General features: G+C 64.7%; 16 protein-coding genes. 6 read left to right on the top strand and 10 right to left on the bottom strand.

Going from position 1 to position 19,099, the window contains the following annotated elements:
* Positions 1-62 precede the first annotated feature (62 nt).
* The 7 genes from PQQ53_RS00985 to PQQ53_RS00955 form a co-directional block, all read right to left on the bottom strand.
* Positions 63-308 carry a hypothetical protein gene (locus tag PQQ53_RS00985; RefSeq protein WP_408323104.1) on the bottom strand — a complete coding sequence of 82 codons (246 nt, stop codon included), beginning with the start codon at positions 306-308 and terminating at the stop codon, positions 63-65.
* Positions 309-368: 60 nt separating this feature from the next.
* Positions 369-599, bottom strand: coding sequence for a hypothetical protein (locus PQQ53_RS00980; RefSeq protein ID WP_408149210.1), 231 nt, complete (start codon positions 597-599; stop codon positions 369-371).
* Positions 600-720: 121 nt separating this feature from the next.
* Entirely contained in the window at positions 721-1,638 is a 918-nt protein-coding gene (locus PQQ53_RS00975; protein WP_408323103.1) for a carbohydrate kinase family protein, read from the bottom strand.
* Complete coding sequence (locus PQQ53_RS00970) at positions 1,635-2,945, bottom strand: AGE family epimerase/isomerase (RefSeq protein WP_408323102.1); 1,311 nt, start codon at positions 2,943-2,945, stop codon at positions 1,635-1,637. Before PQQ53_RS00970 ends, PQQ53_RS00975 begins: the two co-directional genes overlap by 4 nt.
* The gene (locus tag PQQ53_RS00965; RefSeq protein ID WP_408149216.1) at positions 2,942-3,928 is read right to left on the bottom strand and encodes a LacI family DNA-binding transcriptional regulator; all 987 of its coding nucleotides are present in this window, start codon (positions 3,926-3,928) and stop codon (positions 2,942-2,944) included. The genes PQQ53_RS00970 and PQQ53_RS00965 overlap by 4 nt, the downstream gene beginning before the upstream one ends.
* Before the next feature lie 200 nt (positions 3,929-4,128).
* Complete coding sequence (locus PQQ53_RS00960) at positions 4,129-5,991, bottom strand: EAL domain-containing protein (protein WP_408323101.1); 1,863 nt, start codon at positions 5,989-5,991, stop codon at positions 4,129-4,131.
* A gap of 281 nt (positions 5,992-6,272) precedes the next feature.
* Entirely contained in the window at positions 6,273-7,301 is a 1,029-nt protein-coding gene (locus PQQ53_RS00955; protein WP_408149220.1) for a bile acid:sodium symporter family protein, read from the bottom strand.
* 508 nt (positions 7,302-7,809) lie between these two features.
* On the opposite strand from PQQ53_RS00955, the gene PQQ53_RS00950 reads away from it, so the two are divergent.
* On the top strand, positions 7,810-8,412 hold the full coding sequence (locus PQQ53_RS00950) for a hypothetical protein (protein ID WP_408149275.1): 603 nt from the start codon (positions 7,810-7,812) through the stop codon (positions 8,410-8,412).
* 224 nt (positions 8,413-8,636) lie between these two features.
* Here the strand turns inward: PQQ53_RS00950 and PQQ53_RS00945 are convergent, their stop codons facing one another.
* Entirely contained in the window at positions 8,637-8,921 is a 285-nt protein-coding gene (locus PQQ53_RS00945; RefSeq protein WP_408323100.1) for a hypothetical protein, read from the bottom strand.
* A gap of 123 nt (positions 8,922-9,044) precedes the next feature.
* Between PQQ53_RS00945 and PQQ53_RS00940 the strand changes: the two genes are divergently transcribed.
* The 3 genes from PQQ53_RS00940 (at position 9,045) to PQQ53_RS00930 (ending at position 14,995) form a co-directional block, all read left to right on the top strand.
* Positions 9,045-10,130 (top strand): porin, encoded by a 1,086-nt coding sequence (locus PQQ53_RS00940; protein WP_408149224.1) that lies wholly within the window; start codon positions 9,045-9,047, stop codon positions 10,128-10,130.
* Positions 10,131-10,422: 292 nt separating this feature from the next.
* Positions 10,423-11,355, top strand: a complete 933-nt coding sequence (locus PQQ53_RS00935; protein ID WP_408323099.1) for a LysR family transcriptional regulator — start codon at positions 10,423-10,425, stop codon at positions 11,353-11,355.
* A gap of 157 nt (positions 11,356-11,512) precedes the next feature.
* Positions 11,513-14,995, top strand: a complete 3,483-nt coding sequence (locus PQQ53_RS00930) for a methylmalonyl-CoA mutase family protein (protein ID WP_408323098.1) — start codon at positions 11,513-11,515, stop codon at positions 14,993-14,995.
* An 89-nt stretch (positions 14,996-15,084) separates the two neighbouring features.
* Here PQQ53_RS00930 and PQQ53_RS00925 read toward each other — a convergent pair whose 3' ends face one another.
* Complete coding sequence (locus PQQ53_RS00925; RefSeq protein WP_408149229.1) at positions 15,085-16,056, bottom strand: NAD(P)H-dependent flavin oxidoreductase; 972 nt, start codon at positions 16,054-16,056, stop codon at positions 15,085-15,087.
* Positions 16,057-16,379: 323 nt separating this feature from the next.
* Between PQQ53_RS00925 and PQQ53_RS00920 the strand changes: the two genes are divergently transcribed.
* On the top strand, positions 16,380-17,270 hold the full coding sequence (locus tag PQQ53_RS00920; protein WP_408156605.1) for an alpha/beta fold hydrolase: 891 nt from the start codon (positions 16,380-16,382) through the stop codon (positions 17,268-17,270).
* Positions 17,271-17,322: 52 nt separating this feature from the next.
* Here the strand turns inward: PQQ53_RS00920 and PQQ53_RS00915 are convergent, their stop codons facing one another.
* Complete coding sequence (locus tag PQQ53_RS00915; protein ID WP_408323097.1) at positions 17,323-17,793, bottom strand: Lrp/AsnC family transcriptional regulator; 471 nt, start codon at positions 17,791-17,793, stop codon at positions 17,323-17,325.
* A gap of 114 nt (positions 17,794-17,907) precedes the next feature.
* On the opposite strand from PQQ53_RS00915, the gene PQQ53_RS00910 reads away from it, so the two are divergent.
* Positions 17,908-18,807 (top strand): DMT family transporter, encoded by a 900-nt coding sequence (locus tag PQQ53_RS00910; RefSeq protein ID WP_408156607.1) that lies wholly within the window; start codon positions 17,908-17,910, stop codon positions 18,805-18,807.
* Positions 18,808-19,099 lie beyond the last annotated feature (292 nt).

Genomic DNA, 19,099 nt, shown 5'->3' with positions numbered 1-19,099 from the left:
ACCAGGTGGCGAACGACTCGTCCCATCAACCAGACAACCAACGCGCCCCGCTCGGCGCGAGGCTACGGAAAAGCGTGCGGCTTGGGAATACCCGCACCGTGCTCGATATCGTCGACAGCCTGCTGGTGCGCGGACGCCACCGCTTCGGCTTCATCGGCATAGCCGTCGTCGCCGCCGACCGTGGTCCACGCCTTGACGGCTTTCTCGCGATGACGGATTTCGTACTCCGCATCCCAGCGCGCGCCGTTGAGTTCGAGAGGGCGGACGTGTATCGAGTACACGCCGTAGAGGAAGAGCTGTTCAGCCATGAACGCCTCCATCCGGTTGATTCAGCGTGGCGCCGCGCGACAGACGCGGCGCCGGTCTGCCTAGAGTTCGATTTCCCCGAGGATGCGGTGAGCGAGCGCTTTGGCTTCCTCGAGGGCTTCCTCCGGCGTCGACGACGTCGCGTCCACTTCGTAGAGCGTGGTTTCCTGATCGACGCTCTCGTCGCCTTCGTCGCGCGCGAGCGTCACTACGCCCTGCCAGGTATCCTGGCCGATGTCCCTTATCGAAGCCGTCGCCGTGTAGATGCCCTTGGTGTAGGTGATGTCATCCATGGCGTCGCTCCTTCTTCCAAAGGTTTCGGATTTTTCATCGTAGCACGATGACGGCGCTTCGGTTCTGTGCTCACGCGGCGCGCCCTGTCCGTGACAATGCACGCCGCGCAAGGCAGGAAAATTACAGCAGTGCGACGACCTCATCCAGCGATGGCGCATGCGCGCCGGCATGCCGGCAAGCGGCCGCGCCGGCCGCCAGCGCGAACGCCAGGTGCTCGGGCCACGCGCGCTGGGGAGCGGTCATCAGGCTGAACAGCAGTCCGCCGATCGACGCGTCGCCCGCACCCACCGTGTCGGCCACTTCGACCCGCGGCGGGCGCGCCTCGGTCACCGTCGCGCCGTCGATCACCATCGCCGACTCCGGTCCGCGCGTCACCATCACGGTGGCGGCCGGGTTCATCGCGCGCAACTGCGCGAGGGCGGCGGCTTCGTCGTCGGTCTTGAACAGCAGGCGCAGATCCTCGTCGGACACCTTGATCAGATCGGCGAGCGCCGCCATTTTGCGCAGCGTCGGCTCGTAGCCGTGCTCCATCAGATTGCGGTAGTTCGGATCGAAGCTGATCTTCACGCCGTGCGAACGCAGTTCGGCGGCCAACGCGGCGAGCGTGTCGCCGAGCGGTTGCCGTACGAGGCTGATGCAGCCGAAGTGCGCCCACTTCACCTGGCCGATCCAGCCCGCCGGCAAATGCGCCGGATCGAACGCGAGGTCGGCGCCGTTCTCACCCATGAAGAAGTACGCGGGCGGATGGGTCTGATGCACGATCGCGAGCAAGGGTGGCCGCTCCACGCGCTGCATGAAGCGCATGTCGAGACCTGCGGCGACGCTCGCGTTCCACAGCTCGTCGGAGAAGTTGTCGACCCCGAGCGAGCCGGCGCACGCGGTCGGCAAACCGAGCCGCGCGACGCAGCGCGCCACGTTCCAGCCGGCGCCGCCGGGACGCGACAGCCATTGCGAGGCGCCGGTGCGCACGAGATCGGTGAGGATGTCGCCGGCCGACACGAAGAGAGGGAATTCGGCGCCTGGGTTCGGATTGCTCATTTTGTCTTCTCCGCTGAATCGGACGCGGCGGCCGTGGTGGCCGTGGCCTCGCCGCCGTCGGGCAGCGCGTGAGCCAGCACCTCGTAGCACGCGCCCATCGTGTGATAGTCGGTCTTGCCGGCCGGGCTTTTTTCGTCGCTGTACTTGCGGTTGTCGCAGGTGAGGATGCGATACCACGCGCCGTATTTGTGATCGACGAAGTGCGCCCAGCTATAGCGCCAGATCTCGTCGTACCAGTCCCAGAAGCGTTCGTTGCCGGTGCGCTTGCCGAGCAGCGCGGCGGTCGCGAAGGTTTCGGCCTGGACCCAGAAGTACTTGTCGTGGTCGCACACGGTGCCGTCCGGGCCGAAGCCGTAATAGAGGCCGCCGTGGTCCTCGTCCCACGCGTGGGTCATCGCGGCGTCGAACAGTTCGATCGCGCGCGGCAGCAGCCACGGCAACGGCCGGAAGCGCTCGAGAATCAGCAGCAGCTTCGCCCATTCGGTCTGATGCCCCGGCTGGAAGCCCCACGGACGGAAGATGTTCGAACTGTCTTCCTCGTTGTAATGCCAGTCGACCGACCAGTCCGCGTGAAAGTGCTCCCACACGAGACCCTGCGACAGCTTCGCCTGCCGCAGCGTGATATTCGACGCGACGCGTTCGGCGCGATCCAGGTAGACGAGATGGCCGGTCGCTTCATGCGCGGCCAGCAGCGCCTCGGTGGTGTGCATGTTGGCGTTCTGCCCGCGATACGAGCTGACCCGCCATTCGGGCGATGCCTCATCCGCGTAGAGACCGGCGGCGGCGTCCCAGAAGCGGTGCTCCATCAAATCGAAGGTCGCGCCGATCATCGGCTTCGCTTCTTCGATACCGGCCATCGCCGCATGCGAATACGCGAGCAGCACGAACGCGAGGCCGTAGCAGTGGCGCGTCGCATCGAGCGTGCGCTTCTTGCCGTCGTGCCATTCGAGCTCCCAATCGTAGCCCTCGTGCTGCGCGTCCCAATGCGCTTCGCGCAGAAACCGCAGGCCGTGGCGCGCGTATTCCAGATGCTTGGGGTCGCCGAACTGGCGATATGCCATCGCGTAGTTGAAGACATAGCGGCAGCTGCTCACGAGGTGCCGCGTGGTTGTGTCGTAGACCGAACCGTCGTCGCGGAAGAAGTGGAAGAAGCCACCGCTCGGATCGAGCACGTTCGGCGCGTAAAAGCGCAGCGTGTCTTCTACGTGCGCGAGCAGGAAGTCGCGGCTGCGGAAACTGTCGACGGGCGGCACGGCGGTGTCGTTGGCGGGATGAAGTGCGGGATGAAGCGGATCGGGTTGCGTCATGGCGTTTTCACCAGAGTACTGGCGCGGGCAATGAGTTGAACGGGCAAGCGGACTTCCAGCTCGGCGGGTGCGTCTTCAAGCAGCAGTTCGACGCCGCACCGGCCGAGCGCTTCCTTGTCGACCGACATGGTCGACAGCGGCGGCGTGGCATGGGCGGCGGCGGGAATGTCGTCGAAACCGATGATCGCGATGTCTTCGGGCACGCGCAGGCCGCGTGCGAGGCACGCGCGCAGCGCGGCGAGCGCGGCGGCGTCGTTGTAGGCAAACACGGCATCGGGGTGCGGGCCGGGCGCGTCGAGCAGCCGGTGCATCGCGCGCGCGGCGCCGCTGTCGGGATCGACGCCGGCGTCGATGGTCACTTCCAGCGACGGGTCGAACAGCATGCCCGCTTCGAAAAACGCCTGCCGGTAGCCGAGCGCGCGCTGCGCGATGCTGAAGTGCGCGAGCGAACCGCCGATGAACGCGACGCGCTTGCGCTGCTGTTCGAACAGATGCCGCATCGCGAGCATGGCGCCTGCGGCGTTGTCGAGATTCACTGAGCGCAGGCCGGGCGCCCACAGATCGATCAGCACGAGCGGGCGTTGCATCGCCACCAGCGTGGTCAGCGTCTCCGGCTCGACGAAGCCGGCAATGGCCACGGCGTCGGGCGCGTGCAGACGCATCTGCTGGATCACGTCTTCGGTGGGACCCGCGGTCAGCACGGACGGGACGATGCCGCGCTCGCGGCAGGCGTCCTCCACGCCGTGCAGCACATGCGAAAAGAACGGACTGACGGCGAAGTTGTTGTGCTGACGGTGCAGCAGGAAGGTCAGGCGGCGAATGCGCGGCCGCAACTGGGCGGCGTCGTAACCGAGCTGCCGCGCCGCGGCGACGACGCGCTCGCGAGTGGCCTCGGACAGACCCGGCTGGTTCTTCAGGGCACGCGAAACGGTGCCGATCGACACGCTCGCCACGCGGGCGATGTCGCGGATGGTGGTGGCCATCGAATGAAGCGGCCGCAGGCTGCGCCGCACGGTGTTTGGGTTCGGGCGATTGTATAGTAAAACCGTGCTAAAACAGCTTGGCGCACCTTGCCTGGATACCCGTGAATACCCGTAGATGTTGACGTTGGCCCGAAATATGCTGTTTAGTAAAATTAACTAAACAAGGTCCGCTTTCGAGCGCGTGCATGAAGCGCGCACCATCAGTCTGCATATTCGGGCGCGGCCTCGGCTTCGGCTTCCGCTTGGCGCCGCAGCAGCGCCGCGCTTTCATCGGCATCGATCAGCACGAAGCCGCTTGTCTCCAGCTTCGCGCGGCGCTTGGCCAGCGCCGCGACCGACGCGATCTGCTCGCTGGTATAGAGCGACGCGCCGGCGGCCGGCTCGACGCGCACGCAGCCGATCGCCATCGTCACGAAGCCGAAGAAGGTCGGATTGCCGCGCCGGTCCTCGCCGTGGATGCCGCCGGCCAGGCGGTCGGCCGGCGCGTAAAAGCGTTGCGCGCCCTCGTTGAAGAGGTGAATCGCGCGCAGCACGCGCTCGCGCCAGTCTTCGCTCTGGAACAGGATCAGGAAGTCGTCGCCGCCGACGTGCCCAAGGAAATCGCGCGTGGGGTCGCACACGTCGGCGAGCACGGCTGCGGCGAGTTTCAGCACTTCGTCGCCTTGCCAGTAGCCGTACTGGTCGTTGAACGGCTTGAAGTGGTTCAGATCGACGTAGCACGCGTAGAAGCCGGCGTCATTGCCGAGGAGGCGGCCAATGTGCGAACTGATCGGAATGTTGCCCGGCAGGAAGGTGAGCGGGTTCGCGTAGCGCGCCGCTTCGATGCGCACCTCCGTGACCGCGCGCACCAGATTCTCGCCGGTGCCGAGGCCCGCGTATCTGCCCTGGTCGGTGATCACGAAGCCGTCGGCGAGGTAGCGCTGGTCGTCGCTCGCGAGCAGCTTGGCCATCTGCTCGACGGTCATCGATTTCTCGATCACCACCGGCGACGCGTTGGCAAACTGCATGCACGGGCGCTTGCCGAACAGCTCGCGGTGGTAAGGCAGCGCGTAGCGATCCATGAAGCTGCGCCGGTTGATCAGGGCGACCGGTTCGTCGTGTTCGACCACCGCGACCGCGTGCAGATCGGGCAGACGGTTGAACAGGTCGAGCACGTCGTTGTTGGTGGCGTGGCGCGGCAGCGCGGGCGCCGGCACCAGCATCTTCTCCGATGCCATGCCGCCCGAAGGCGACGCGCTGCTCACCGTGCGCGTGGTCTCCGGAAATACCGCGATGTGGCCGGCGCGCAGCGCGTCGCGGGCGTCGTCGGTCACGTTGCGCGCCGGCCGCGCATGCGGACGGCCGAAGAAAAACCCCTGTCCGCAGCCGATCCCCATGTCGCGCACCACGATCAGGTCCGCTTCGTTCTCGATGCCCTCGGCGACGAGCCGCGCCCCGCTCGCCTGCGCGAAGTGCTGCATCGCGCGCACGGCCTCGAACTTGAGCGGATCGCAGGCGATGTCGTGAATGAAGAAGCGGTCGATCTTCACGACATCCGGTTGCAGACGCACCCACAGATTCATGCTGGCGTTCGCGGTGCCGTAGTCGTCGAGCGCGAATTGCGCGCCGGCGGTGCGCAACGCCGTAATCACCGGGACGAAATTGCCGACATCCGGAATCGCGCTCTGCTCGGTCAGCTCGATCACGATGCGCCTCGGATCGACGCCGCGATGGCGCAGCAGGGCGAGCGTGTCCTCGCGCGCGTCGGCCAGCTGGCGGATCGCGCCCGCGCTGAAATTGAGGAACAGCTTGCCGTCGAAATCGAGTTTGGCGAACGCCTCGATGCAGATGCGCGCCGCGGCGCGTTCGAGTTCGATCGCGCAGCCTTCGGCGAACGCCTGCGAAAACAACGCGAACGGCGTTTCGAGCGGGGTGCCGGCCGGACCGCGGATCAGGCCTTCGTAGCCGAGGATCGCGCCGTGTTCGAAATCGATGATCGGCTGGAAGACGGCGGACAGATCACGCCGGGCGATCAGCTCCTCGATGCGCGGCGCAGCGAATCGGGATGGCGGACGAAGTTGCATGGCAGGAAGGCGTAGCGATCGATGTTCGGCTTATCGGCGCCTCTGGCCTCGAATTAAGTGAACTTTTAGTGACGCGTGGCACCGTGGCGGTGCGTGTCGCGCGCTTCCTGGCCGATGGCGGATCCGCGGCATCTGGCCAGGAATCCTCCTATGCCATCAGGCCGAGGCGACAGCGCCCGCGTTTGCGCGTGAAATAACAAAAAAGCCGCACGAGGCGGCTTTCTTCGGAACGACGCTCAGGGAGGGCGCTTATGAATGTCCTGTTTGCATTGCGGGCGTATTCACCGGCGCGCGACGGCGGCCGCGGGCCGCTCGCGCGAGGCGACCAGTGTTTCGCCGCTGGTGTCGCGCGCGCCCCAACGCTGCGCGAGCGCGGCGCACACCATCAGCTGGATCTGGTGGAACAGCATCAGCGGCAAGACCACCGCGCCCACCGCGTGCGAGGCGAAGATAACCTTCGCCATCGGCACGCCGGCGGCGAGGCTCTTTTTCGAACCGCAGAAGATGATCGTGATCTGGTCCGCGCGGGTGAAGCCGAGCCGCTTGCTGACGAAGATCGTCACGGCCAGCGCGAGCGCGAGCAGCACGACGCAGACGAGCAGCAGGCCGCCAAGCGCGGACAACGGGATCTGGTGCCACAAGCCTTCGGTGACGGCCTCGCTGAACGCGCCGTACACCACCAGCAGGATCGAGCCCTGGTCGACGAACTTCAGCACGCCGCGATGACGCTCGATCCATTTGCCGATCAGCGGGCGCAGCAGTTGTCCGGCCACGAACGGCACCAGCAGTTGCAGCACGATGTTGCCTACCGTATGCCACGGCGACGCGCCGCTGGCGCCCGCCTGATTGGTGACGACGACACTCACGAGCGCAGGGGTGATGAAGATGCCGAGCAGGCTCGAGGCCGAGGCACTGCATACGGCAGCCGGCACGTTGCCTTTGGCGATCGACGTGAACGCGATCGACGACTGAACCGTCGATGGCAGCGTGCAGAGGAAGAGGACCCCCGCATAGAGCGCCGGCGTGACAAGTGGCGAAAGGATCGGCTTAAGCGCGAGGCCGAGCAACGGGAACAGCGCGAACGTGCTGAGAAGTACCACCAGATGAAGACGCCAATGCGTCGCCCCCGCAATGATCGCTTCGCGTGAGAGCTTGGCGCCGTGCAGGAAGAACAGCAGGCCGACCGCCACGTTGGTCACCCAGTTGAACCCGACGGCGGCCTGGCCGTGAACCGGCAGGAGGCTGGCGAGGATCACCGTGCTGACGAGGCACAGGGTGAAGTTATCGGGAAGCAGTTTCGGGCGAGCCATGTCGGAATCTCGATTCGGTGGTGCGGAATGGCACGGAGTGCGCGTGTGAGGGCGCCGCCTCCGGCTATGGGAAACGGCTATTGTTGTTGAAAATCGATTGAAAAAGCAAATTCATTTGCCGAATTGATTAATGATCATCGTGCATCAAAAAGTTTTGGCAACAGCGGTGGCCGGTGCCGAGGGGGCAGTAGTCAGTATTGGCGACGTGGATTGATTGGTCCATGCGGATTTGACAATCGGGTCCAGAAAACTTGGCGTTGATTCGTCATGCCAACGGGTTCGGGAAAACCCGCAAACGTCCCGCGCGCAGGCCGTTTCGATGCTTTCGTGCAAGGGCTGTGTCGCAGAAAAACGTCGCAGTAACAAGGTGTTACATCCAAGGATGAGGCCTAACACTTTTTGGCTCGACACCCTTTGCCCACGCCCATAAATTACGGTTCAAAGGCCGTCGGGATATCCGGGCGCTGCGGCAGAAACGCGGCGTCTTTGGCAGTCCCAGAACAAGTCCATCGCAGCTCGAACGGTGGTCTTCAGGCAAGTCTTCGGGCATGAGAGTCACCAGGTGGACGGGTTGTCGAGAACGAAGCACTGGGCGTTAGGCGCGGTCATCGCTGCGCTGTGTTCGTTCGCCTATGCAAAAGCGCCGGGAATGCCGCACGGCGGTGGCGTCTCCGGATACTCGCATGCTGCCGCGGACTATACGAGGCGGGCGGACGCAGGCAATGGCGAGCGCCACCAGGGCGTCCCTGCGGCAAGATCCGGCCGTGACTCGTTGGCCGATCGCAACCTGAGCGTGCCCCACGGCGGCGCGAATTTCGCGGGCGGCAACTACGCTGACGGCTTCGGCATCTATCGCCCCGCTATGCGCCGCGCCGGCGGACCGGCAGGTTATTCCGGCGATGGCCGCGGCCGCATGCAGTACGCCGGCGCCATTACGCCGGTCAGCGCCGAGTCGCGCGGGGTGCCGCGGCCGCCGCAAAATGCGCCGGTGCGCGGTGGTTCGATTCGTGCCGACGTTGCCCGCTACAACGAAGAGCGCGGTTCCGCTCGTGCGAGCCAGCGTCAGGCAGACGATCCGCGTCAACCGGAAGGCTCGCCGTATCGTAATTAGCGGTTGGCGACTCTGGCGGCCCCCCGCTGAGGGCGCCGGCGAACCGGCGGCTGAGGGTTGTCGAACTCGCGCCGAAGGTGGCGCAACGCTGCTTTCCCGTCCCGCAGGATATCGTCCCGCACCCCGCACCCCGCACCCCGCACCCCGCACCCCGCACCCCCCGCAGCTAACATCCGCCGTTCACACCGCGTACCTGCGCGTCTTCCTCCGGCCCATTCCCGACGCTACCCACCAATGTGACGTATCGACGCCACACTTTTTTTGAAAACGCTCGGCAGGCAAGCTGCTCCCGTCGTCAAATTCGGGGCAATTTCGCTGCGATGCGTCATCAGCATGTCATTTGACGTGTGACGCCCGGTCCGGCGCCGCGCCAGTACCGCTTTGCGTGATGCGCCGAGGCAGCCGACGGAGACCCGTGGGCGCGTCGGCAGCCGGGCCGTATCAGGCCGATAAGCGACAAAACTAATCAGACCGATATACCCGCAATAACCAGCGATATTTTTGTTCATAAAAATGGTCCGCAAAGATGGTCGTCGCCCAGATTGGCTCGATGACCGAACGGACAACAACAATGGTTCGCGCGAGCGCCCCCTTTCGCACGGCCACCCTTTTGACAAAGACTTGGAGAATCCATGAAAACAAGCATCAGCAGTGCGCTGAAGACCACCCTCAAGGCAACCGCGTGTGCCGCTCTGCTGGCCAGTGCATCGTCTGCTTTTGCGCAATCGAGCGTGCAGCTTTACGGCCAGGTCGACGAATGGGTCGGCTCGCAGAAATTCCCCGGGGGCAAGACCGCAGTGGTGGTGTCCGGCGGCGGCATGTCGACATCGTACTGGGGCATGAAGGGGGCTGAGGATCTGGGCAACGGCTACAAGGCGATCTTCGCGCTGGAAGGCTTCTTCCTCGCGCAAAACGGCCAGTACGGCCGCTTCACGGGCGACACGATGTTCTCGCGCAATGCGTACGTCGGCATCGAATCGCCGTACGGTACGGTGACGGCCGGCCGCCTGACGACGCCGCTGTTCGTGTCGACGATTCTGTTCAACCCGTTCGTCGATTCGTACGTGTTCTCGCCGATGGTGTATCACACGTACCTCGGCCTCGGCACGTTCCCGACCTATGACACCGACCAGGGCGTGACCGGCGATTCGGGCTGGAGCAACGCGGTGTCGTACTCGTCGCCGAACTTCAACGGCCTGTCGGCGACGGCGATGTACGCGCTCGGCAACACGACGCAGACCGGCGCGAAGAAGTGGAGCGGCCAGGTGCTGTACTTCCACGGCCCGTTCGCGGCGACCGCTGTGTATCAGTACGTGAACTTCAACAACGTCCCCGGCGACCTCGGCAGCTTCGAAACCTCGGGCGTGCCCGGCCTGCGCAGCCAGAGCGTCGCGCAAGCGGGCGTGTCGTACGACCTGAAGTTCGTGAAGTTCTACGGCCAGTACATGTACACGTACAACAATCAGCAGGTCACGAGCTGGCACGTGAACACCGGACAAGGCGGCGTCACGGTGCCGTTCGGCCCGGGCTCCGTGATGGCGTCGTACGCCTATTCGCGCAACGGCGGCGGCTCCAACCAGACCCGTCAAACGGCCGCGATTGGCTATGACTATCCGCTGTCCAAGCGCACGGACGTGTACGCGGCGTACCTGTACGACCACATCACCGGCCAGTCGAGCGGCAATACCTACGGCGCAGGCTTGCGCGCGAAGTTCTGAGCGTCTGAGGCGACCGGGGCGCGCCGCTTGTGCGGCGGCCCGTCTGGTTGCTGCACTTCAGCAGAGCGCAGTAGGGCGACATCAACGGCAAAGCCCGCTTCCTCCCGGAAGGCGGGCTTTGCCGTTTTCTGAGCTCCGTATTTGCGCGGGGCCCCGCCAGGCCGGCGCCCCGATATGGGTTTGCGCAGGTTGTTCACTCGCCTCCCCGGCTTCGCATCGCGCGACTTTGCCGACCATCTTTTGATAAACCCGGCAGAATGGAGTCGATTGATTCCTGAAGCGAGCGATTGAGATGGATACCCTCGTCAGCATGAAAGTGTTCCGCCATGTGGTCGAAGTCGGCAGCTTCGTCGGCGCGGCCGAGCGCATGGAGATGTCGGCGGCGATGGCGAGCAAGCATGTGATGCACCTCGAACAGCAGCTCGGCGCGCGCTTGCTGAACCGCACCACGCGGCGCGTGGCGCCGACCGAGGCGGGCCGCGAATACTACGAGCGGCTGAGCCAGGTCCTGAACGAACTCGAAGAGGCCGAGCAGGCCGTCGGCGCGGCCAGCGTCGTGCCGCAGGGGCGGTTGCGGGTGTCGTCCTTGTCGGCGTTCGGCTTGAGCCACGTGATGGCCGCGGTGGCGGACTACGCCGCGCAGTATCCGCAAGTCACTGTCGACATGACCTTGTCCGACCGTGTGGTCGAACTGATCGACGAGGGTTTCGATGTCGCGATCCGGGCTTCGCCGGGCGGCATGAAGTCGTCGTCGCTGATCGCGCGGCAGATCGCGACCGCACACCTCGTACTGTGCGCGTCGCCGGCGTATCTGCGCCGGCACGGCACGCCGAAGAGCGTCGCCGATCTCGCGAACCACAACTACCTCCAGTACGCGGGCGTCTCGGCGCTTGAACTTGCGACCGGCGATGCGTCGCCGCGCGTGCGTCTGTCGGGCAATCTGATCGTCAATCATCTGGAGGCGCAGCGCGTGATCGTGCTGCAAGGCGCGGGCATCGCGATGCTCGGCACCGAGGTGATCGGCGACGATCTGGCCGCGGGACGTCTCGTGCCGCTGCTCGTCGACGACGTGCCGCCGCGCGAGCTGCCTATTCACGTCGTCTATGCGAGCCGCCGGCATTTGTCGGCGAAGGTGCGCTCGTTCGTCGACTTTCTCGCCGAGCGGTTCGCGAATGAGTCGTTGTGGCCGTCGCTTGAGCAGATCAAAGCGTTGGCGGTGCGCTAACGAAGGTATTGGCGGCACGGGAGTTGGGGGCGTTGCGAATGGCGGCGAGCCGCTGCCCTCATCGCACTCAGAACCGCCGCCGAAGCGGCCCAGGCGCCGCGACCCATTTCGTTATACTGGTTGCCAGCACCCATACGCGTAACGATCTGGGGGAGACATGACCGATCTGTCCACGCCGCAACGCGCCGGCAGCCACAAGCTGCCCGCCGGTCGCCGCCTGCGGTTTGTCACCGCCGCTGCGTTATTCGACGGTCACGATGCGTCGATCAACATCATGCGGCGCATTCTGCAGGCGAGCGGCGTCGAGGTGATCCACCTCGGCCACAACCGCTCCGTCGATGAAGTCGCCACCGCCGCGCTGCATGAAGACGCCGACGGCGTCGCCGTATCCAGCTACCAGGGCGGCCATGACGAATACTTTCGCTACCTGGTCGATCTGCTGCGCGCGCGCGGCGGCGAGCGCATCAAGGTGTTCGGCGGCGGCGGCGGGGTGATCGTCCCCGAAGAGATCGCCGAGCTCGAGCGTTACGGCGTCGAGAAAATCTATTCGCCGCAGGACGGGCAGCGGCTCGGCCTGCAAGGAATGATCGACGATATGATCGCGCGTTGTGCTGAAGGCGCGCGCGTGGTTATCGCCGCAGGACAGACGCCGGTTGCCGAGTGGCTGGCCGATCTGTCGAACAGCGCAGCCACCCACATCCCCACGTCGCTCACCTTCCGCCGGCTCGCACAACTCATCAGCGCATTCGAAGCAGGCAGCGTCGACCCTGCCGGCCGCGAACAACTGTCGGCCCTCGCAAAACCCGCCGCGACTCCCATCCTCGGCATCACTGGAACGGGCGGCGCCGGCAAATCGTCGCTCACCGACGAACTGATCCGCCGCTTCCGCCTCGACTACGGCGACGCCCTCACGATCGCCGTGCTCGCGATCGATCCGTCGCGCCGCAAGTCCGGCGGCGCACTGCTGGGCGACCGCATCCGCATGAACGCAATCGGCGACTGGGGCGGCGGCGCGCGCGTCTACATGCGCTCGATGGCGACGCGCGAAGCGTCGAGCGAACTCTCCGACTCGCTGCCCGACGCGCTGATGCTGTGCAAGGCGGCGGGCTTCGATCTGATCGTCGTCGAGACGTCGGGGATCGGGCAGGGCGATGCGGCGATCGTGCCGTTCGTCGACGAATCGCTGTACGTGATGACGCCGGAGTTCGGCGCGGCAAGCCAGTTGGAGAAGATCGACATGCTCGACTTCGCCGGCTTCGTCGCGATCAACAAGTTCGATCGCAAAGGCGCGGCGGACGCATTGCGGGACGTCGCGAAGCAGGTGCAGCGCAATCGCGCCGACTTCGCCACGCCGCCCGACGCGATGCCGGTTTTCGGGACGATCGCCTCGCGCTTCAACGACGACGGCGTGAGCGCGTTGTACAGCCACGTTGCCGAGGCGCTGCGCCGGCATGGTTTGCGTTCGGGCGGGGGACGCCTCGCGACGCCCGAGGGCCTGCGCTTTTCGAGCGGCCGCAACGCGATCGTGCCGCCAGCTCGTGTGCGCTATCTGGCCGATATTGCGCAGACAGTCCACGCTTACCGCGCGCGCGCCGACGCGCAAGCGCGCATCGCGCGCGAGCGTTGGCAGCTTGTCGAGGCGCGTCGGATGCTTGGGGAGGCGGGCGAAGGGGCGGGGGCTTGCTCGGCTGCAGGAGCAGGAGCCGATGCGGCCGCAAGAGCAGAAGCCGTGACAAGCGCAGCCTCGCGCGCTAGTCCAGCCGCCGGTACCAACGCAAACACAAGCGCCGCCGCAAACGCCGCTGCCGGCACAAGCGCGCAAATCACCCCCGCCGCCCTCGACCCCCTGATCGCCCGACGCACCGCCGCCCTCGGCGAACGCGAGCGCCAACTCCTCGACAGCTGGCCACAAACCGTGGCCGCCTATTCCGGCGCCGAACATATCGTGCACATTCGCGAACGCGAAATCCACACCGCGCTTACCGTGACGACGCTCTCCGGCTCCGAAATCCGCAAAGTCGCGCTGCCGAAATTCGTCGATCACGGCGAAATTTTGCGCTGGCTGATGCTCGACAATCTGCCCGGCTATTTTCCCTTCACCGCCGGCGTGTTCCCGTTCCGCCGCGAGAACGAAGACCCGACCCGCATGTTTGCCGGCGAAGGCGATCCGCAGCGCACCAACCGCCGTTTCAAACTGCTCTCCGAAGGCATGCCGGCCAAACGTCTTTCGACCGCCTTCGATTCGGTCACGCTATACGGCGAAGAACCGCACGAACGCCCGGACATCTACGGCAAGGTGGGCAATTCAGGCGTGTCGGTCGCGACCCTCGACGACATGAAGGCGCTGTACGACGGCTTCGACCTATGCGCACCGGAAACCTCGGTGTCGATGACGATCAACGGCCCCGCGCCGACCCTTCTCGCGATGTTCTTCAACGTCGCGATCGATCAGCAGGTCGCGCGCATGGAGCAGCAGCAAGGCCGCCCGCTTACCGACGACGAACTCGCCGCGACCCGTCGCACGGCATTGGAAAACGTGCGCGGCACCGTGCAGGCCGATATCCTGAAGGAAGACCAAGGCCAGAACACCTGCATCTTCTCGACCGAGTTCAGCCTGAAGGTGATGGGCGATATTCAGGCGTATTTCGTCGAGCACGGCGTGCGCAATTTCTATTCGGTGTCGATCTCCGGCTATCACATCGCCGAGGCCGGCGCGAATCCGATTTCGCAACTCGCCTACACGCTGGCCAACGGCTTCACCTATGTGGAGGCCTATCTGGCGCGCGGCATGTCGATCGACGACTTCGCGCCGAATCTGTCGTTCTTCTTTTCAAACGGCATGGACCCCGAGTACACGGTGCTGGGCCGCGTCGCGCGCCGCATCTGGGCGGTCGCGATGCGCGAGCGCTACGGCGCGAACGAACGCAGCCAGAAGCTCAAATATCACGTGCAGACTTCGGGCCGCAGCCTGCACGCGCAGGAGATCGACTTCAACGATATCCGCACCACGCTGCAGGCGCTGATTGCGATCTACGACAACTGCAACTCGCTGCACACGAATGCCTTCGACGAGGCGATCACCACGCCCACCGAAGATTCGGTGCGCCGTGCGGTGGCGATCCAGTTGATCATCAACCGCGAATGGGGGCTCGCGAAGAACCAGAATCCGAATCAGGGCAGCTTCGTGATCGAGGAGCTGACCGATCTGGTGGAAGAGGCGGTGCTGGCCGAATTCGACCGGCTGACCGAACGCGGCGGCGTGCTCGGCGCGATGGAAACCGGCTATCAGCGCGGGCGCATTCAGGACGAATCGATGCTGTACGAGCATCGCAAGCATGACGGGTCGTATCCGATCGTCGGCGTCAATACGTTCCTGAGCGCGCATCCCCATGAAGCGCCGCAGCCGATCGTACTGGCCCGTTCCACCGATGAGGAAAAACAGAGTCAGCTAAAGCGTCTGCACGCATTCCAGGCGCGGCATCGCGAAGCGGCGCCCGCGGCGCTCGAACGCCTGAAGCGCGCGGTGATCGATGATGAGAATGTGTTCGCCGTGCTGATCGACGTGGTGCGTGTGTGTTCGCTCGGACAAATCACGCATGCGCTGTTCGAGGTGGGCGGGCAGTATCGGCGGAATATGTAGCCGGGTGTTCGCATCGCCTGCGCTGCGCTCGACAGTTTGAAGCGAACCGCAGCAACGGAGCGCGCCGACGCGCTCCGCCAGGCCGCGCCTTAGCGCGACGCTTGCCGCCCGATCCCCAGCCGCGCCTTCGCATCCTCGTATTCACGCGACAAACGCAGCACCAGTTCGCCGACGCTCGGCACATCGTCCATCAGGCCGACGCCCTGGCCCGCGCCCCAGATGTCTTTCCACGCCTTCGCCTTGTCGCTGCCGAAGTTCATCTTGGTCTTGTCCGATTCCGGCAGCGCCTCCGGGTCGAGCCCCGCGTTGACGATGCTTTCGCGAATGTAATTACCGTGCACGCCGGTAAACAGATTCGTGTAGATGATGTCCGACGCCGTGGAGCTGACGATCGCCTGCTTGTAGCTGTCGACCGCATGCGCTTCCTTCGTCGCGATGAAACGCGTCCCCATGTACGCGAGGTCCGCGCCCATCGCCTGCGCGGCGAGAATCGAGCCGCCGTTGGCGATCGAGCCCGACAGCACGATCGGGCCGTCGAAGATGCGCCGCACTTCGCCGACCAGCGCGAACGGCGAGGTCGTGCCCGCATGGCCGCCCGCGCCGGACGCCACCAGAATCAGACCGTCGACGCCCGCTTCCAGCGCCTTCTGCGCGTGGCGCAGATTGATCACATCGTGCAGCACGATGCCGCCGTAGCTATGCACGGCATCGACGATTTCACGCGCGGGCGCGCGCAGGCTCGTAATGAAGATCGGCACCTTGTGCTCGACGCACACGCGCACGTCGTGCTCGAGCCGTGTATTCGACTGATGGACGATCTGATTGACGGCGATCGGCCCGATGATTGCGTCGGGATGGGCCGCCTTATGGTCGGCGAGTTGCGTCTGGATCTGCGTGAGCCATTCGTCGAGCAATTCGGCCGGGCGCGCATTGAGCGCCGGGAACGAGCCGACGATGCCGGCCTTGCATTGGGCCAGCACGAGTTCGGGATAGCTGACGATGAACATCGGCGAAGCGACGACGGGCAGCGCAAGGTTTTGCAGGACGGCGGGCAATGCCATAGTGCGAGTCTCCTGTTTTAGGCGGACCGGTGCAGCGTTGAGCGCCCGGCGTTTGATGAGTTTAGCGGCACATGGCCCACGGTGTATCGAAGCTGACGCGCGTCACGCTGCGGTGTCAACGGACATGTGTCGGGCCAGGCCACCAGACTATTTAAGAACGATCGTTCGATTATAGGCGAAGCGCGTTGCCCGCGCCCGACAGCTTCGTGCGGAACAGTTGGAAGGAGTCTTCAGGTTCTATGTTTGAGTGGGTTATCCCACCCCGCACGGACACATTGGGCTTCTACAATGCAGTCACTCACAAATCACAAAAGAGAGACGCCATGGCCTTCGAGAATTTCACGCCTTTTCGCGTCGCCGTGGGCGATGTCGATATTTTCGGAGTGAAGGGCGGAGCAGGGCCGCCTCTGCTGTTGCTGCACGGCCATCCGCAGTCGCATCTGATCTGGGCGCGCTGCGCCGCGCAGCTCGCCGAACACTTCACCGTCATCGCGACCGATCTGCGGGGCTATGGCGCGTCGGGCAAACCGCCGAGCGACGCGGCACACCTGCCGTATTCCAAACGCGCGATGGCCGCCGATCAGGTTGCCGTGATGCGGCACTTCGGGTTCCAGAAATTCCTCGTCTGCGCGCACGATCGCGGCGCGCGCGTCGCGCACCGGATGGCGCTGGATCATGCCGAGGCGGTCGAGCGTCTGATGCTGCTCGACATCGCGCCGACGCTCGCGATGTACGAAGCCACGGACCGCACGTTCGCGACGCTCTATTTCCACTGGTTCTTCCTGATCCAGCCGGAGCCGTTGCCGGAAACGTTGATCGGCGCGAATCCGGCCGCTTATGTCGATGCGGTGATGGGCAGCCGTCACGCGGGTCTCGCACCGTTCGAGCCCGCTGCACTCGACGCTTATCGCGCGGCGCTCTCGCAACCGGGCGCGGTGCACGCGATGTGCGAGGACTACCGCGCGTCGGCGAGCATCGACCTCGAGCACGATCGGGCGGACATCGAGCGGGGTAACAAGATCGGCTGTCCGCTGCGCGTGTTGTGGGGCGACAAGGGGGTGATCGAGAAGTGCTTCGACGCGCTCGCCGAATGGCGTCATGTGGCGCGCGACGTGAGTGGCCGTGCGCTGTCTTGCGGGCATTACATACCCGAGGAAGCGCCGGACGAACTGGTCGCCGAAATGCTGTCCTTCTTCGAAGCGGTCGAGCGGTAGCGTCAAGGTAGGCCGGCTCGCCCAACGTAGCAAGGCCGGCTGCATGTCTCGTTCAACCGAGCGGCGGCAGGCGGCGCGCGATCGGCGTCGACTTGACGATCGCGGTGCTCGTCTCCGCGCGCTCGGTGACTTTCGACAGAATCTCATCGAGCTGCTCGATCGAATGCAGGACCAGGCGGCAGATGAAGCAATCGTCGCCCGTCACCTTGTCGCATTCGACGAACTCCGGAATGCGCCGGAGCACCTCCTCCACCAGATGCAACTGACCGGGTAAGGGCTTCACGCGCACGATTGCCTGCAGCGTGAAGCCGAGCGCGCGTGGATCGATCTGCACCGTGAAGCGCTCGATCACGCCTTGTGCTTCGAGCCGGCGAATGCGTTCGGCCGTACTTGGCGCCGACAGTCCCACGACACGCGCCAGTTCGCTGACCGGCTGGCGGGCGTCCTGCGCGAGCGCGGCAACGAGCGCCCGGTCGGTGTCGTCGAGCGCGGCGGGCGTGGCAACGGCAAGGCGTTTGCTCATGATGGCCTTCGATTATTAGGTGAACTCCCCGAAAGTCTTAAGTTTAGCCATGTATTCGCGCTGTCGGATTAATTACACTGCTCCTCATGAAAGTATCAATCCGGGGATCGAATCATGGCTTCAAACGAAATTCGCCGCGGGGCCGCGGAGATGACCATGGCGATGCTGATGTCCGGCACCATCGGCTGGCTGGTGGTGTCGTCGCAGCAGAGTCCGTTCAATGTGGTGTTCTTTCGCTGTATTTTCGGCGGCGCGACGCTGGCGCTCGTCTGCGCGGTACTTGGCCTCTTCAGGCGCAAGCTGTTCTCGTGGAAAATGTTCGGCCTCGCGCTGCTCGGCGGCGCGGCCATCGTCGTCAACTGGGTGTTGCTGTTCGCCGCGTATTCACGCGCGTCGATTTCGATGGCGACGGCCGTCTACAACACCCAGCCCTTCATGCTGGTCGCGCTCGGCGCGCTGGTGTTTCGCGAGCGTATCAGCGCGTCGACGCTCGCGTGGCTGGCGGTCGCGTTCATCGGCCTCGTGTTCGTCGTGAAGGTCGAGCCGGCGGTGCTGGCGGTGCCGGGCCAATACCTCGTCGGGGTCGCGTATGCGGTGGGCGCGGCGGCGATGTATGCGGTGTCGTCAATCATCACGAAGCGGCTCAAGGGCACGCCGCCGCATCTGATCGCGTTGATCCAGGTGTCGCTCGGTGTGGTGATGCTCGCGCCGTTCGTGCGCTTCGATGCGCTGCCGACGAGCGCCTCGCAATGGTTCGAACTGGCCGTGCTCGGCGTCGTCAATACCGGCCTCATGTACGTGCTGCTGTATGGCGCGATCCAGAAGCTGCCGACGTCGCTGACCGGTGCGTTGTCGTTCATCTATCCGGTGGTGGCGATCATCGTCGATCGGATCGCGTTCGGGCAGACGCTCGCATGGATCCAGGTGCTCGGCGCGGTGCTGATTCTGCTGGCGGCGGCAGGCGTCAATCTTGGCTGGCGTATCGTGCCGCAAAAGCGGCTCTCGTCGACTTGATCGACCTCATGCCGATGCCGGCAGTCGCAATGCTATGGATTCCAGAATAACAGCGAGAGGCGTGATTGTTCGTATGAGCGGATCAATGGCGCGTAAGCCGCGACTACATGGGCTTCAAGGTCGACGTGTAGGCGGTTTAAGAGGCAGTGTCAAACTTCTGTAGGGAAATCACCGATGCGGTCAAAAAACCGCGACGCGTATCATTCATAGCGACGCTGATCACGTCCGACAGAATTTCCGCCGCTCGCCTTGACTGTCGAGCGGCTTTCTTTTTGTGGTGACGGTTTTGTCG

The sequence above is a fragment of the Paraburkholderia strydomiana genome (assembly GCF_046030495.1).
Lineage (GTDB): Bacteria > Pseudomonadota > Gammaproteobacteria > Burkholderiales > Burkholderiaceae > Paraburkholderia > Paraburkholderia strydomiana_A.
This window is presented reverse-complemented; position numbering and strand designations above follow the sequence as displayed.

Bases quoted from the DNA above. Each gene is read 5' to 3' on its own strand.
- PQQ53_RS00955 (WP_408149220.1), bottom strand. From the start codon at position 7,301: ATGGCTCGCCCGAAACTGCTTCCCGATAACTTCACCCTGTGCCTCGTC.
- PQQ53_RS00925 (WP_408149229.1), bottom strand. From the start codon at position 16,056: ATGGCATTGCCCGCCGTCCTGCAAAACCTTGCGCTGCCCGTCGTCGCT.
- PQQ53_RS00970 (WP_408323102.1), bottom strand. From the start codon at position 2,945: ATGACGCAACCCGATCCGCTTCATCCCGCACTTCATCCCGCCAACGAC.
- PQQ53_RS00975 (WP_408323103.1), bottom strand. From the start codon at position 1,638: ATGAGCAATCCGAACCCAGGCGCCGAATTCCCTCTCTTCGTGTCGGCC.
- PQQ53_RS00920 (WP_408156605.1), top strand. From the start codon at position 16,380: ATGGCCTTCGAGAATTTCACGCCTTTTCGCGTCGCCGTGGGCGATGTC.
- PQQ53_RS00965 (WP_408149216.1), bottom strand. From the start codon at position 3,928: ATGGCCACCACCATCCGCGACATCGCCCGCGTGGCGAGCGTGTCGATC.
- PQQ53_RS00940 (WP_408149224.1), top strand. From the start codon at position 9,045: ATGAAAACAAGCATCAGCAGTGCGCTGAAGACCACCCTCAAGGCAACC.
- PQQ53_RS00915 (WP_408323097.1), bottom strand. From the start codon at position 17,793: ATGAGCAAACGCCTTGCCGTTGCCACGCCCGCCGCGCTCGACGACACC.
- PQQ53_RS00985 (WP_408323104.1), bottom strand. From the start codon at position 308: ATGGCTGAACAGCTCTTCCTCTACGGCGTGTACTCGATACACGTCCGC.
- PQQ53_RS00910 (WP_408156607.1), top strand. From the start codon at position 17,908: ATGGCTTCAAACGAAATTCGCCGCGGGGCCGCGGAGATGACCATGGCG.
- PQQ53_RS00945 (WP_408323100.1), bottom strand. From the start codon at position 8,921: ATGAACAAAAATATCGCTGGTTATTGCGGGTATATCGGTCTGATTAGT.
- PQQ53_RS00980 (WP_408149210.1), bottom strand. From the start codon at position 599: ATGGATGACATCACCTACACCAAGGGCATCTACACGGCGACGGCTTCG.
- PQQ53_RS00935 (WP_408323099.1), top strand. From the start codon at position 10,423: ATGGATACCCTCGTCAGCATGAAAGTGTTCCGCCATGTGGTCGAAGTC.
- PQQ53_RS00930 (WP_408323098.1), top strand. From the start codon at position 11,513: ATGACCGATCTGTCCACGCCGCAACGCGCCGGCAGCCACAAGCTGCCC.
- PQQ53_RS00960 (WP_408323101.1), bottom strand. From the start codon at position 5,991: ATGCAACTTCGTCCGCCATCCCGATTCGCTGCGCCGCGCATCGAGGAG.